The organism is Streptomyces longispororuber (assembly GCF_014656095.1).
Classification (GTDB): Bacteria; Actinomycetota; Actinomycetes; order Streptomycetales; family Streptomycetaceae; genus Streptomyces; species Streptomyces longispororuber.
The window spans coordinates 94,717-108,439 of record NZ_BNBT01000009.1 but is presented as its reverse complement, the minus strand read 5'-3'; the positions used below and the strand labels follow the sequence as shown (position 1 = coordinate 108,439).

At 74.9% G+C, this 13,723-nt stretch carries 13 protein-coding genes; 6 read left to right on the top strand and 7 right to left on the bottom strand.

Going from position 1 to position 13,723, the window contains the following annotated elements; all coding sequences use genetic code 11:
• Positions 1 to 89 precede the first annotated feature (89 nt).
• On the bottom strand, positions 90 to 1,670 hold the full coding sequence (locus IE330_RS05390) for an alkaline phosphatase D family protein (RefSeq protein ID WP_190134686.1): 1,581 nt from the start codon (positions 1,668 to 1,670) through the stop codon (positions 90 to 92).
• A gap of 274 nt (positions 1,671 to 1,944) precedes the next feature.
• On the opposite strand from IE330_RS05390, the gene IE330_RS05385 reads away from it, so the two are divergent.
• On the top strand, positions 1,945 to 2,355 hold the full coding sequence (locus IE330_RS05385; protein WP_190134685.1) for a VOC family protein: 411 nt from the start codon (positions 1,945 to 1,947) through the stop codon (positions 2,353 to 2,355).
• Here IE330_RS05385 and IE330_RS05380 read toward each other — a convergent pair.
• A complete protein-coding gene (locus IE330_RS05380; protein ID WP_190134684.1) occupies positions 2,313 to 3,233 on the bottom strand; it encodes an alpha/beta fold hydrolase in 921 nt (306 codons plus the stop codon). The genes IE330_RS05385 and IE330_RS05380 overlap by 43 nt on opposite strands.
• A gap of 181 nt (positions 3,234 to 3,414) precedes the next feature.
• Here IE330_RS05380 and IE330_RS05375 point away from each other — a divergent pair, with 181 nt between their 5' ends.
• Together IE330_RS05375 and IE330_RS05370 are read left to right on the top strand one after the other, a co-directional pair.
• Positions 3,415 to 4,305, top strand: a complete 891-nt coding sequence (locus IE330_RS05375; protein ID WP_190134683.1) for an RNA polymerase sigma-70 factor — start codon at positions 3,415 to 3,417, stop codon at positions 4,303 to 4,305.
• Positions 4,306 to 4,594: 289 nt separating this feature from the next.
• The gene (locus tag IE330_RS05370; RefSeq protein ID WP_190134697.1) at positions 4,595 to 5,356 is read left to right on the top strand and encodes a GntR family transcriptional regulator; all 762 of its coding nucleotides are present in this window, start codon (positions 4,595 to 4,597) and stop codon (positions 5,354 to 5,356) included.
• A 284-nt stretch (positions 5,357 to 5,640) separates the two neighbouring features.
• Here IE330_RS05370 and IE330_RS05365 read toward each other — a convergent pair whose 3' ends face one another.
• The 3 genes from IE330_RS05365 to IE330_RS05355 all read right to left on the bottom strand — a co-directional run bounded on the left by IE330_RS05365 (position 5,641) and on the right by IE330_RS05355 (position 8,946).
• Positions 5,641 to 6,798, bottom strand: a complete 1,158-nt coding sequence (locus IE330_RS05365) for an ROK family transcriptional regulator (protein ID WP_190134682.1) — start codon at positions 6,796 to 6,798, stop codon at positions 5,641 to 5,643.
• 97 nt (positions 6,799 to 6,895) lie between these two features.
• A complete protein-coding gene (locus tag IE330_RS05360; protein WP_190134681.1) occupies positions 6,896 to 7,558 on the bottom strand; it encodes a response regulator transcription factor in 663 nt (220 codons plus the stop codon).
• A 53-nt stretch (positions 7,559 to 7,611) separates the two neighbouring features.
• On the bottom strand, positions 7,612 to 8,946 hold the full coding sequence (locus tag IE330_RS05355; RefSeq protein WP_229925396.1) for a sensor histidine kinase: 1,335 nt from the start codon (positions 8,944 to 8,946) through the stop codon (positions 7,612 to 7,614).
• 108 nt (positions 8,947 to 9,054) lie between these two features.
• Between IE330_RS05355 and IE330_RS05350 the strand changes: the two genes are divergently transcribed.
• From IE330_RS05350 to IE330_RS05340, 3 genes are all read left to right on the top strand, one after another.
• Positions 9,055 to 10,023, top strand: coding sequence for an ATP-binding cassette domain-containing protein (locus IE330_RS05350; protein WP_190134680.1), 969 nt, complete (start codon positions 9,055 to 9,057; stop codon positions 10,021 to 10,023).
• A 2-nt stretch (positions 10,024 to 10,025) separates the two neighbouring features.
• Positions 10,026 to 10,763: an ABC transporter permease gene (locus IE330_RS05345; protein WP_190134679.1), complete on the top strand. Its 738-nt coding sequence runs from the start codon at positions 10,026 to 10,028 to the stop codon at positions 10,761 to 10,763.
• A gap of 166 nt (positions 10,764 to 10,929) precedes the next feature.
• Positions 10,930 to 11,370, top strand: a complete 441-nt coding sequence (locus tag IE330_RS05340) for a hypothetical protein (RefSeq protein ID WP_190134678.1) — start codon at positions 10,930 to 10,932, stop codon at positions 11,368 to 11,370.
• 133 nt (positions 11,371 to 11,503) lie between these two features.
• Here the strand turns inward: IE330_RS05340 and IE330_RS05335 are convergent, their stop codons facing one another.
• Complete coding sequence (locus IE330_RS05335; RefSeq protein ID WP_190134677.1) at positions 11,504 to 12,559, bottom strand: enoyl-CoA hydratase/isomerase family protein; 1,056 nt, start codon at positions 12,557 to 12,559, stop codon at positions 11,504 to 11,506.
• Complete coding sequence (gene meaB / locus IE330_RS05330; RefSeq protein WP_229925395.1) at positions 12,556 to 13,713, bottom strand: methylmalonyl Co-A mutase-associated GTPase MeaB; 1,158 nt, start codon at positions 13,711 to 13,713, stop codon at positions 12,556 to 12,558. Before meaB ends, IE330_RS05335 begins: the two co-directional genes overlap by 4 nt.
• Between the last annotated feature and the right edge of the window lie 10 nt (positions 13,714 to 13,723).

Sequence of the window (13,723 nt, the reverse complement as noted above, 5' to 3'; positions counted from 1 at the left end):
GGTGCCCGCCCGGCGGACGCCCCCGGCCGGCGTCCTGCCGACGGCCGCGCCCGGCCGCCACCGGCAGGGCGTGCGCGCCCGCCGGAAGCTCACTGACCCACGCGCCCCGGCCGCAGCACCTTGGTGAACAGGACGCCGCCCCCCTGCTGCCGCAGCCGTACCGTCATCTCGCCGCTGTCGCCGTCGATGTCCACCTCCCCGTAGTAGGGCGGTGTCTCCGCCGGCGACGTGTTGGCCCGGTCCGGCGCTTTGACGAACGTCTGGTCCGGACCGAAGGTTCCGTCGAGTTTCACCGCCGGGAAGCCCCCCGCCGCGAGCGGGCCGGACACGAACTCCCAGAAGGGCGCGAAGTCCTTGAAGGCGGCGCGTGAGGGATCGTAGTGCTGCGCCGAGGTGTAGTGCACGTCAGCGGTCAGCCAGACGGTGCCCGTGATACGACGGTGCTTGATGTGCCGCAGGAGTTCAGCGATCTGCAGCTCACGCCCGAGCGGCGCGCCCGGATCGCCCTGCGCCACGGCTTCGAAGTTCACCCGCCCGTCCGGCACGACCAGACCGAGCGGCATGTCCGAGGCGATCACCTTCCACACCGCGCGCGACCGCGACAACTCCCGCTTGAGCCAGGCGAGCTGCTCGGCGCCGAGGATGCCCGTCGCGTCGTCCGGCTGCCGGTTCGGCGAGTTGGCGTTGCGGTACGAGCGCATGTCCAGGACGAACACGTCCAGGAGCGGGCCGTGCCGCAGCACCCGGTACACCCGCCCCTCCCGGGCGCCGGGACGCCGTGTCGAGATCGGGTAGTACTCGCTGAACGCCCGCAGCGAACGGGCCGCGAGGACGTCGACGTCCTTCTCCGTGTAGCGCGGGTCGTCGAGGATCTGCCCCGGGTACCAGTTGTTGCGCACCTCGTGGTCGTCCCACTGCACGACGGCCGGCACCTGCGCGTTGAAGCGGCGCACGTGTTCGTCGAGCAGGTTGTAGCGGAAGTTCCCGCGGAACTCCGCGAGGGTCTCGGCGACCTTCGACTTCTCCTCGGTGGTGACGTTCCGCCACACCCGCCCGTCGGGCAGCGTCACGCTCTCCTGGATGGGGCCGTCGGCGTAGACGTTGTCACCGCTGCACAGGAAGAAGTCCGGGTTCCGCTTGCGCATCTCCTCGTACACGCGCCAGCCGCCGAGGTCGGGGTTGATGCCCCAGCCCTGGCCCGCGATGTCCCCCGACCACAGGAAGCGCACGCCGTCCCGACGCCGCTGCGAGACCGTGCGGAACGTCCCGGTGACCGGCTCCCCGGTGCGCCGCGGGTCGTCCGGGTCGGCCAGCAGCACGCGGTAGTGGATCTGCTCGCCGGAGGGCAGGCCGCGCAGCCGCGTCGTGCCGGTGAAGTCGGTGCCCGGGCCGAGCAGGGGGCCGTACCAGCGCGTGGGTCTGCGGAACGACTCGGTGGCGGCGGTCTCCACGACCATGCGGGCGGGACGGTCCGAGCGCACCCACACGAGACCCGAGTGCGCGCCCACGTCGCCCGCCTGCACTCCCCACCGGGCACGGGGCCGGCCCGAGCGGGCGAAGGCCGGGGCGCCGCCGCCGAGCGCGGGCACGGCGAGCGCCGCGGGCACGGCGAGGGAGCCGCGCAGCAGGCTGCGGCGGCGCGGGGACGGGCTCGGCAGACGGTGTGACATGGGGACGCCTCCAGGAACGGCGGTCGGTCGGTGTGCGGTGCCACGTCTACTGCCACGTCACGGCCCCCGCGCGAACCCCAAGTGAACAACTGGCCATGGCCCTGGGGGAAGCGTCGCGCGGCGCCGACGGGTCCTGGTCCCGTGGTCGTACGCCGCGGGTCCCGCGCACCGGGACCGGCGCCCGATGCCCGCGGGACCGGCCGGTTCCTACAGTCGACCCGCACGGCACGCGGAGCAGCGCACCGCACGCCGACCCGTACGAGAGGAGCCCCCTGTGCCCGTCAACGGCCGCAGCCACATCCGTATCGCCCGCCCGTCACGCGACCTCGCCGCCGCGGAGCGCTTCTGGAAGGACGGGCTCGGCCTGGACGTCGTCTTCCGCAAGGAGCAGGGCGGCGGCCCCGGCGAGCACGCCCTGCTCATGGTGGGCTGGCCGGACGCCTCCTGGCACCTGGAGCTGGTCCACGAGGCGGCGGCCCCCGTGCGGCCGCGCCCCACCGAGGAGGACCTGCTCGTCGTCTACGTGGACGGCGAGGTGCCGGACGACCTGGTCGCCCGCCTCGAGGCGCACGGCGGCAGGCGGGTGCTCTCGCCCAACCCGTACTGGAACGAGTGGGGCGTCACCGTGGAGGACCCGGACGGCTACCGGCTGGTGCTCAGCACGCGCGCGTGGTCCAACTCCTGATCCGAGGCCCCGGCGCGGCAGGTGTCGAGTATGACGCGGGCCACGCGCGCGGGGTCGTCGTTCATCGGCACGTGGCCGCACCCGGGCAGCCGGACGAGCCGGGCGTCCGGCACGGCCCGCTTGGCGCGCAGGCCCTGGCGGCGCAGCAGCAGCCGGTCGCGCGTGCCCCACGCTATGGTCACCGGCAGCCCCGGCACGTCGTCGCGGAACACCACCTCGCGCCCGGCGGACAGCGTCGGCTCGAACCCCGTCGCGTGCCGCAGCGCGAGCGTCTCGGCGACGACGGCCTCCGGCGCCCTGCGGCCGGGGCGGGCGTAGATGGTGCTCGTCAGCGCCGTACGGCCCGCGGCGGTGCGCGACAGCCGCTCGACCGTCGGCAGCGGCATGGCCATGGCGATCCGGCGCATCGCGAGCAGCGTCGTGAACGCGTACCGGCGCTCCGCCCGCGTCCAGAAGCCGGCGGGCGACAGCGCCGTGACCGACCGTACGAGCCGCACGCGGCCGAGTTCCAGGGCGAGCAGGCCGCCGAGGGAGTTGCCCGCCACGTGCGGCCGCCCTATGCCCAGCGCCTCGCAGAACGAGCCGAGGACGGGCACCACCGTCGGCAGGTCGTACGGAAGCCCCTCCGGCAGCGCCGGTGACGCGCCGAAGCCGGGCAGGTCCACCGCTATCACGTCGTGCTCGGCCGCCAGGATGCCGACGACCGGGTCCCAGGCCTGGCGGTGGTGACCGATGCCGTGCAGCAGCAGCAAGGGGGCGCCGCTGCCCGTGCGCCGGTAGGAGACGGTCACCGTGCGCCGCCCTCGGGGCGACTCGACGCCGAAGGAGACCTCGGCCGCCCCTGCCACCCCTGACGCCCCTGTCACCTCTGCGGACATGCGGACTCCTGTCCTATCCTGTCTTAGACACCTTGTCAGCAACAATTACCGCTGAGTAGCGCCGAGTTCAAGGGGTCTGCCGCACCCGGGACGCGACGGGCCGGGTGCGGGCCACTGTGATCCTCGTCCGCCCTGCCCCTCGCGGGTGGACAGCCGGACCCCCGTGAGCTGGGATGGAACCGTGGCTACCGACACCGCGACCGACGTCTTCGAAGAACACAGGCCCGTCCTCCTGGGCGTCGCCTACCGCATGCTCGGCCGGGTGGCCGACGCGGAGGACGTCGTCCAGGACGCCTGGCTGCGCTGGTCGGCCGCCGACCGCGACCAAGTGCGCGAACCCCGCGCCTACTTGGTACGCGTCACCACCCGCCTGGCCATCGACCGGCTGCGCCAGACCCAGTCCCGCCGCGAGTCGTACGTGGGCCCCTGGCTGCCCGAGCCCTTCGTGACCGACTTCGGGCCGACCGTGCCCGACACCGCCGAGCGCGCCATGCTCGCCGACTCCGTGTCGCTCGCCGTCCTCGTCGTCCTGGAGTCCCTCTCGCCCCTGGAGCGCGCGGTGTTCGTGCTCCGCGAAGCCTTCGGGTTCCCGTACTCCGAGATCGCCGTCACCCTCGACCGCGGCGAGGCCGCCGTGCGCCAGCTCGCCGGGCGCGCCCGCAAGCACGTCGAGGAGGGCAGGCCGCGCTACCAGGTCGACCCCGCCGAGCGGCGCGACCTGACCGAGCGGTTCCTCGCCGCGGCCGCCGACGGCGACCTGGAGGGGCTGATGTCGCTGCTCGCCCCGGAGGTACGCCTGGTGGGCGACAGCGGCGGCAAGGCCAGGGCGCCGCTGCGGGTCCTGGAGACCGCCGACAAGGTGGGCCGCTTCGTCGTCGGCGCCGCGCGGAAGACCGCGTCGGGGGCCGAGAACGTCGAGTTCCGGTTCATGGAGCTCAACGGCGCCGACTCCGTCGTCTTCCTGCTGGACGGCAAGGTGGACTCCGTCTTCCAGGTCGAGGCCGTCGACGGTCGTATCCAACGCGTCTTCATCGTGCGGAATCCGGACAAGCTCGTAAGCCTCGCGCGCTGAGCCGCGGGCGTACCCAACGAAGCCCCTGCCCGTGCCACGGGCGGGGGCTTCGTGCCGTGCGCACGTGAACGCGACGTATCGGATTCCGTCACCCCCGGGGGCCGGGTGTCGCACCCGCGCGAACACCGCATGAATGCTCTGTGGCACCACTTCTGTGCGGTCCGTAACGGAAGGAGGATTGGTCTTGACCAAGGATGAGCGCGGCTCTATCGTCGCTGAGATAGTGCAGGAACCTTTAATAAACAAGGCGCTGAAAAGCCGCCTGCGCACGGCGATTGCGGAGGACAGGGTGGGGACCACGCAGCTCGAACCGGTGCCGGAGCCGAAGTACTGGCACCTGAAGACCGTGCTCAGCGAAGCACTCGACTCCGAGTTCGCCGTCGGCGAGATCCTGCCGAACGAGCGGGACCTCGCGGCCCGCTTCGGCGTCGCCCGCGCGACCCTGCGGCAGGCGCTGGAGCAGCTCGAGCTCGAAGGCAGGCTGCAGCGCCGCCGCGGCGTCGGCACGACCGTCGCCCCGCCGCGCATGGGCGTGGCCGTCACCACCGAGCGGGGGAGCTGGCCCGGCGCGGCCGGCGACGACTGGCAGCCCGCGGACAGCGAGCCCGCCGTCCCGCCCGCCGACGTTGCGCGCGCCCTGGGGACCGCCCCGGACGAGCCGGTGCACACGGTGCGCCGCACCCGCGTCTCGCACGGCCAGCCCGTCGCCGCCGAGCTGCTGTACGTGCCCGCGGCCTCGGTGCCCGACCTCACCGCCATCGACGCCCCCGCGGGGCCCGCACGCGCGCGTGCCGTCCTGCGCGAGCTCTCCCGGCTCGACCTGGAGGGCCAGGACCGCGCCGTCGAGCTCGGCTCCGCCCGCGCCGACGACGCCAAGGCCCTGGACCGCCTGCCCGGCGCCCCCGTCCTGGTCGTCACCACCCGCTTCCTCGCGGCCGGCCGCACGGCGGCCCTCTCGATGGCCACGTACCGCGCCGACACCTGCCGCCTCACCTTCGGCGACGAGGGCGCGGTCGAGATCCACCACGGCCCGGAACAGCGCGCTTCCTGAGACGCCCCTCCCGGTACGCGCCCCTGCGCGTATGCCGCACCACTAGGGCATCCCGTCCGGGGTGTGCCGTGGCGGCCGTTCCAGGGCGCGCGGCGGCGATCATCTCAGCCCGTCCGGCGTTTGAGGACGAGCGCGGAGCGCGACAGGGGGCAAGGGGGCGAAGCCCCCAAACCGCGGACGGGGCCGCGGGGAGCCGACACCGCAGGGCGACAGGGCCCGGGGGCCGAGGGACACCGCCCCGAGCGAACCCCACCCCCCGGGGCGGCGGGGCCGAGCCCCGCACACTACCGCCCCGCGGTCACCGCGCCCTCCACGGCGAACAGCTCGTCCTCGACATGGTCGAGGGCAAGCCGCAACGCCCCGGTCGCCACGGCTGCCTCGCCCAGCACGGACAGCGCCACCCGGGGCGGCCGCAGGCAGTACCGGGCCAGCTCGCGCCGCAGCGGCTCCAGGACGCCGTCCAGGCCCGCCGCCCAGCCGCCCACCACGACCAGCTCCGGGTCGAGCGCCAGCACCAGCGCGGCCACGTCGTGCACCAGGCGCCGGATGAAGCGGTCCACCGCCGCCAGCGCCCGCTCGTCGCCCTCCCGCGCGTGCGCGAAGACCTCCGCCACCGCCTGCTCGTCCAGCGGATGCAGCGGCTCGTCGGTGGTCGACAGGAGCGTCTCCGGCTTCACCTCCCGGCCCAGCAGGTGCAGCGCGCCGATCTCGCCCGCCGCGCCGCCGTACCCGCGGTGCAGCCGCCCGCCGATCAGCGAACCGGCCCCGGGGCTCAGCCCGGCCAGCACGAACACCACGTCGTCGGACTCCGTGGCCGCGCCCTTCCAGTGCTCGGCGACCGCCGCCGCGTTGGCGTCGTTCTCCACCAGGACCGGGCACTTGAAGGAGCGGCGCAGCCGCTCACCCAGCGGCAGGCCCGTCCAGCCCGGCAGCGCCGTGCTCAGCCGCACCGAGCCGTCCGCCTCCACGATGCCCGGGCTGCCCACGCCGACCGCGCGCAGCGAACCGCGGGCCACCCCGGCCCGGCGCAGCAGATCCGCGACCGCGCCCCGCAGCCGCTCCAGGCGCTCGTCCGCCGCCGCCGTCTCCGAGACGTCCTTCGCCGCCGTCCCGAGGACCTTGCCGTGCAGGTCCGACAGGACGGCGGCCACCCGGTGCGGGCCGATCTCCAGGCCAAGCAGATGACCCGCCTCCGCCCGGAAGCGGAACTTCCGCGCGGGGCGTCCCTGCCGCCGCGCGGCCCCGTCGTCGATGTCCGTCTCCACCACGAGACCGGCCTCGATGAGCCCCTCGACCACACCCTCGACCGTGGGCCGCGACAGACCCGTCGCCCGGGTGATCTCCGTGAGTGTCGCGACATCCGCGGCGCGCAGCGCGTGCAGCACCACCGAGGAGTTGATCCGCCGTAGCAGAGAAGGATCTCCGCCGGTCAGCCGCCCCAACGTCCGTCCTTCCGTCCCGTGCGCATGATGGCCGGATCGTACTCGGAAGCCGTCGGCCGGGGCGAGTGCCGATCCCGCCGCCGCGACCGGGCCCGGTTCACCCCGGAGCCACGAAACCGGACTCGTACGCGGCGATCACCGCCTGCGTCCGGTCCCGGGCGCCGAGCTTCGCGAGCACCGCGCTCACATGCGACTTGACGGTCTCCGTGCCGACCACGAGCCGCTCGCCGATCTCCGCGTTGGACAGGCCGCGCGCCATCAGCCGCAGCACCTCCTCCTCACGCCCCGTGAGCCCCGCCCGCGCGAACGCCGCCCGGGCCCCGTCCTCGCCCCGCTCCCGGCCGTGGTCGGCCGCGAGGCGCCGTACCGCCGCCGGGAACAGCAGCGACTCGCCCTCGGCCACCAGGCGCACGGCGTGCACGATCTCCGCGGGCCGGGCCCGCTTCAGCAGGAAGCCGTCGGCGCCCGCGCGCAGCGCCTCGTACACGTACTCGTCGTTCTCGAAGGTCGTGACCACCAGGATCTTCGGCGGGTCCGGCACCGTGCGCAGCACCGCGCGGGTGGCCTCGATGCCGTCGAGCAGCGGCATTCGTACGTCCATGGCGATCACGTCGGGCCGCAGCCCGCGGGCCAGGGGGATCACCGCGGCGCCGTCGGCGGCCTCGCCGACGACCTCGATGTCGGGCTGCGCCTCCAGGACGGCGCGCAGCCCCGCGCGGACGAGGGGCTCGTCGTCGACGAGCAGAACGGTCACGGGCACCCGGCCAGCCTAGGTCACGCCCCATGCGGGCCCGCAGGGCGGGTGACGGGGCATCAGCGCAACGGCAGTTCGGCGCGTACCCGCCACTCGCCGTCGCACGGCCCGGCGCCGGCCCGCCCGCCCAGGAGCACGGCCCGCTCCCGGATGCCGCGCAGCCCGCTGCCGCCGCGCCCGGCAGTTGCCCGCGCCGCCGGCAGCGCGTTGCGCACGTCGATGACGAGGCGGCTGTCCCGGGCGGCCACCCGCACCCGCACCGGGACCGGCCCCGCGTGCCGCAGGACGTTCGTCAGCGCCTCCTGGAGCATGCGGTAACCCTCCCGCGACACGGGCCCCGGCAGCCGGTCCACCGCGCCCGTCACCTCCGCGTCGACCGTCGCCCCCGAGGCCCGCGCGGAGTCCAGGAGCCGGGCGGCGTCGGCCAGGGTGGGCCGCTGCCGCGCGGGCCGCCCGTCCTCCCGCAGCACGCGCAGCACCCGCTCCAGGTCCTCCAGGGCGTCACGGCCCGTCTCCTCGATGGCCTCCAGGGCGCGGTCGGTGAACTCCCGGTCGGCCGCGGCGCGCGCGGCACCCGCCTGCACGACCGCCACGGTCAGCGCGTGCCCGATCGAGTCGTGCAGCTCACGGGCGATGCGGTTGCGCTCCAGAAGCTGCTCGGTGCGCTCCTCCAAGGCGGCGAGCCGCTCGGTGGGGGAGGGGCCGAGGAGGTTGCGGGCCGCCGCCGCCATGAGGGCCCCGGAGGCGACCACCAGGGCAAGGAGTGCCAGCAGCGGCAGCGGTACGAGCGCCGCGTCCCAGGCACCGAGCCCCGGCCGGGGCAGCACCAGACCGTCGTCCCCGGAGGGCTCCGACGCCGCCCCGAGCAGAGCGAGCGCGTACCCGATGAGCTGCGTCGTGGCGACACCCATCAACCACCCCGCCTCAAGGCGCAGCACCAGCCACAGGGCCGTCCTGCCGCGGTCCCGCCACGACGCCGAGGGCGCCACGGAGATCCCCGGGTCGCCGTCCGCCGCGTCGGGCTCCACGCGCGCGTGGGACCCCGGGAACAGCATCAGCCGCGCCTGGAGCCCCTCGGCCCTGCGCATCGCGGGCACCATCGCGGCCGCCGCCACCAACGGCACCGGCAGCAGCATGATCAGGCCCCAGTCGGCGGCTGTCGCGTCCGTGATGCCGTAGACCGCCCCGGAGGCCAGGACGACCGTCGCGGCGATCAGCAGGTGCAGCCATCGGGTGTACGTGACGGCGCGGGCCAGCGGGCGCAGCCATCGGGTGTACGTGATCACGCGCGCCGGCGGGTGCGGGGAGCGGGCGCGGCGGACCACGCGGGCCGGCGGGCGTGGGAAGCGGGACATGCGGACCACGCGGGCCGACAGGCGCGGGAAGCGGGACATGCGGTCATCGTGCCAGCCCGCGCGCGGGCCGCGGCTCCCCCGCACGGGGGAGACGATCTCCACCACCGGGGGAGGACCAAGACCCCGCCCGGCCGTGACAGTTGCCCCATGACCAGCATCGACGTCCACCACCTCACCAAGGAGTACGGCACCAGGCGCGCGGTCGACGACCTGACGTTCGGCGTCGCCCCCGGCCGCGTCACCGGCTTCCTCGGCCCCAACGGCGCCGGGAAGTCCACCACGTTGCGCCTCGTGCTCGGCCTCGACCGGCCCACCTCCGGCACCGCCACCGTCGGCGGCCGCCCCTACGCCGCGTACGCCGAACCGCTGCGCCAGGTCGGCGCGCTGCTCGACGCCCAGGCCGCCCACGGCTCGCGCACCGCCCGCGACCACCTGCGCGCCCTCGCCGTCAGCAACCGCATCGCTTCCAGGCGTGTGGACGAGGTCCTGGAGGAGGCCGGTCTCACCGCCGTCGCCCACAAGCGGATCAAAACGTTCTCCCTGGGCATGCGCCAGCGCCTCGGCATCGCCGCCGCGCTGCTCGGCGACCCGGCCGTGGTCCTCCTGGACGAGCCGTCCAACGGCCTCGACCCCGAAGGGATCATCTGGATCCGCGCACTCATGCGCGGCCTCGCGCGCGAGGGCCGGACCGTGCTCGTGTCGAGCCACCTGATGAACGAGACCGCGACGTTCGCCGACCACCTGGTGGTCCTCGGCCGGGGCCGACTCCTGGCCGACACCTCGATGCGGGACTTCATCGCCGCCCACTCCACCCGGCGCGTCCGCGCCCGCACCAGCGACCCGGCGCGCCTCCGCACCGCCCTCGCCCGCGCCGGACACACCCTGGAGGACGCCGGTGACGGCCGCTGGACCGTCGAGGGCGCCCGTGCCGAGGACATCGGCGCGCTCGCCGCACACGAGGGCGTGCCGCTCCTGGAACTCGCCGACGAGGAAGCCTCCTTGGAGGAGGCGTACCTGGCCCTGACGGCCGAGGCCGCGGAGTTCTCCGCGCCGGGGACGGCCGCCGCACCCGCGGAGCCCCCTGTGCCCGCATCGACCCACCGCCCGGAGGCCTGACCATGTCGACCACCGCCGTCCTCCACGCCGAATGGATCAAGATCAAGTCGCTGCGGGGCACGCTCCTCCCGCTCCTCGCCGTGTTCGGCGCCACCCTCGCCGTCACCGTCCTGGCGTTCGCCACGGTCGGCCGGGCCGAGGCCGACAACGCCGACGCCGAACCCGTCTTCGACGCCTTCTACGCCCTCAACTTCGGCCAGATCGCCGCCCTCGGCTTCGGCACCACGGCCGTCAGCTCCGAGTACGTGACCGGGGCCCTGCGGATCTCGCTGGCCGCCGTACCCCGCAGGGGCCTGTTCTACGCCGCGAAGACCGCCGTCGTCGGCGCGGCCGCCCTGCTCGTGGGCCTCGCCACCAGCTTCGCCGCGTTCCTCGCGGGCCAGGCCTTCCTCGGCGAGCACGCCATCGGGCTCGGCCACCCCGGGGCGCTGCGCGCCTGTGTCGGCGGCGGCCTCTACCTGGCGCTGATGGCGCTGCTCGCGACCGGTCTGACGACCCTGCTGCGCAGCGGGGTGGCGGTGCTCAGCCTGCTCATCCCGTTCCTGCTCATCGTGTCCTTCGTGGTCGGCGATGTCGCGGGCGGCGCCGCCCAGTTCCTGCCCGACCGCGCCGGGCAGCAGATCCTGCACGAGGACCCGGCCGGCGCGCTCGGCGCCTGGCAGGGGCTCGCGGTGACCGCGGCCTGGACCGCGGCGGCGCTGCTCGCCGGGTGGTGGGCACTGCGGCGCAGGGACGCCTGACCTGCGGCGCACAGGCGGTGATGACTGATTGTCAGTGGGTCCCGCTTTACTGGACGGCATGGGCGACGGAACGACGGCATGCGCGGCGGAGCGACGGCATGCGCGGCGGACGGAAGGACGGCATGGGCGGTGGACGGGGCGACGGTATGAGCGACGGAGCGACGGCATGAGCAGCGCGGACGACCTCGCGACGATCGACCTGCTGCGCGCCAGGGGCTTCCCCGAGGCGCCCGGCAGGTCGGGCGTCGGCCGCGCCGGACCGGGGTTCCACCTCGCGGAGTTACGGACGTACGAGCCGGGGGAGGACGACGACGGCACGGCGTACGCCGACGCGGAGGAGCAGTACGAGGCCGAGCGGGACGCGCTCGCGGTGCTCCTGGACGGACGCTGGGGTCCGGCCCAGGTGTTCAGCCTGGCCGGTGCCTTCGCCCGCCACGTGGCCGAGGCGCCGGACGTGCCCGAGCCGTGGGCGTCCGTCAGCGAGACCGTGCCCGACGTGCACCTGTGGCGGGCCGGGCAGCAGTGGATAGCCGTCGGCGTGGCCCGGTGGGGCGAGCGGGGCGCGCTGCAACTGCTCGCGCTGGTGACGGAGGTCGACCCGCCGTGACCCGTCCCGTCCACGGCGCCGCCCAAGGCCTCGGGCCCGTCCCGTCGCCGCGCCGCCCAAGGCCTCAGGCCCGTTCCGTCCGCCGCGCCGCCCAGCGCCTCAGGTCCGCCCCGTCGCCGCGCCGCCCAGCGCCTCAGACGTCCGCCGGAAGCCCCAACCGGCCGTACGGCGACGGCAGGAAGAAGCGCGCGACGTCCGCCTCGGACACGTCCGCTAGGCGCGCCGGTGACCACCGGGGCCGGCGGTCCTTGTCGACGACCTGCGCGCGGACGCCCTCCGGGAAGTCCGGAGCCGTGAGGCACGCGCACGACGTGCGGTACTCCTGGCGCAGCACGTCCTCCAGGGACCCGAGGGCGCGCGCCCGGCGCACGGCGGCGAGCGTCACCTTCAGGGACGTCGGCGAGCGCGAGAGCAGCGTCTCCGCGGTCTCCTTCGCGGTGGGCTCGCCACAGGCCAGCAGACGGTCGACGATCTCCTCCACGGACCCGGCGGCGTAGCAGGAGTCGATCCACTCCCGGTGCGCGGCCAGCTCGCCCCCGGGCGCTGCTTCGGCGTACGCGGCGACCGCCTCGCCCGCCTCCCGGTGGGCGAGCGCCGCCACGAAGTCACCGAGCCGCCCGGCCGGGACGAAGTGGTCGGCGAGCCCGCACAGCAGCGCGTCCGCGGGCCCCGCGGAGGCGCCCGTCAGGGCCAGGTGCGTGCCCAGCTCGCCGGGCGCCCGCGCCAGCAGGTACGTCCCGCCGACATCCGGGACGAAGCCGATGACGGTCTCCGGCATCGCGACCCGCGAGCGCTCCGTGACGACCCGCACGGCGCCGTGGGCCGAAACGCCCACGCCGCCGCCCATGACGAAGCCGTCCATGACGGCGACGTACGGCTTGCGGTAGCGGGCGATGCGGGAGACGAGCAGGTACTCGTCGTGCCAGAAGGCCGCCGACGCCGCGCCGCCGCCCGCGAGGATGTCGTCCCGTACGGCCCGGATGTCGCCGCCCGCGCACAGGCCGCGCTCCCCGGCGCCGGTGACGACGACCGTGGCGACCGTCTCGTCCCGCTCCCAGGCGGTGAGCGCGTCGTCGATGAGGCGGACCATCGTGTGGTCGAGGGCGTTGAGGGCGCGGGGCCGGTTGAGGACGAGGTGGCCCGCGTGGCCCTCGGTGCGCGACAGGACCGGTGGCGCGTCGTGACTCACGAGGTGTTTCCGCCCTTCGTAGGTACGCCCGGGGGTGCGTTCGGGGGCACGTCCGGGCGTACGTCGTCCTGAGCCGGGGCCGGTGTCGGGGCCTGAGCCGGTGGCGCGGCCTGAACCGGTGGCGGCGCCTGCGGGGATGCCGGTGCCGGTGCCAGGCCCGCCTGCCCCGGCGGGTCCTGGAACGCCGCGAGGATGCGCTCCGCCGCGGTCGTCGCGGTCACCGTGCCCTCCCGCACGCCCCGTTCCAGCTCGGGCGCGAGCCTGCGTACCTCGGGGTGGGCGTGCAGCCGGCCGAGCAGCTCCTCGCGCACCATCGTCCACGTCCAGTCGACCTGCTGGTCACGGCGCTTGGCGGCGAGCCGCCCGGTGGAGTCGAGCAACGCGCGGTGCTGTTCCAGGCGGTCCCAGAGCGTGTCCAGGCCCGTGCCCTCGCGGGCGCTGCAACTGAGCACCGGCGGCGTCCACGCGGCGTCCTTGCCGTGCATCAGGCGCAGCGCGCCCGCCAGTTCGCGGGCCGCGGAGCGGGCGTCCCGCTCGTGCGGGCCGTCGGCCTTGTTCACCGCGATCACGTCCGCGAGCTCCAGGACGCCCTTCTTGATGCCCTGGAGCTGGTCCCCGGTGCGCGCCAGCGTCAGCAGCAGGAACGTGTCGACCATGTTGGCGACGGCCGTCTCCGACTGGCCGACGCCGACGGTCTCCACGAGCACCACGTCGTAGCCCGCCGCCTCCATCACCACCATGGACTCGCGGGTGGCCTTGGCGACGCCGCCGAGCGTCCCGGCCGTGGGCGAGGGGCGCACGAACGCCATCGGGTCCACCGAGAGCCGCTCCATCCGGGTCTTGTCGCCCAGGATGGAGCCGCCCGTACGCGTCGACGACGGGTCCACGGCGAGCACCGCGACCCGGTGCCCCAGCGCGGTGAGCATCGTGCCGAGCGCGTCGATGAACGTCGACTTGCCGACACCCGGCACCCCGCTGATGCCGACGCGCCGTGCCCGCCCCGCGTGCGGCAGCAACTGCGTGAGCAACTGCTGCGCGAGCACCCGGTGTTCGGCCTTGGTGGACTCCACGAGCGTGATCGCGCGCGCGATGTGCGCGCGCTTGCCGTCGAGCACGCCCTTCACGTAACTGTCGAGATCGATCCTCGGTGCCATGGGGTCAGCG

Excerpts from the sequence above, each read along its gene's own strand:
- IE330_RS05390 (WP_190134686.1), bottom strand. The coding sequence starts at position 1,670 with ATGTCACACCGTCTGCCGAGCCCGTCCCCGCGCCGCCGCAGCCTGCTG.
- IE330_RS05380 (WP_190134684.1), bottom strand. The coding sequence starts at position 3,233 with ATGTCCGCAGAGGTGACAGGGGCGTCAGGGGTGGCAGGGGCGGCCGAG.
- IE330_RS05355 (WP_229925396.1), bottom strand. The coding sequence starts at position 8,946 with ATGTCCCGCTTCCCGCGCCTGTCGGCCCGCGTGGTCCGCATGTCCCGC.
- IE330_RS05350 (WP_190134680.1), top strand. The coding sequence starts at position 9,055 with ATGACCAGCATCGACGTCCACCACCTCACCAAGGAGTACGGCACCAGG.
- IE330_RS05345 (WP_190134679.1), top strand. The coding sequence starts at position 10,026 with ATGTCGACCACCGCCGTCCTCCACGCCGAATGGATCAAGATCAAGTCG.
- IE330_RS05340 (WP_190134678.1), top strand. The coding sequence starts at position 10,930 with ATGAGCAGCGCGGACGACCTCGCGACGATCGACCTGCTGCGCGCCAGG.
- meaB (WP_229925395.1), bottom strand. The coding sequence starts at position 13,713 with ATGGCACCGAGGATCGATCTCGACAGTTACGTGAAGGGCGTGCTCGAC.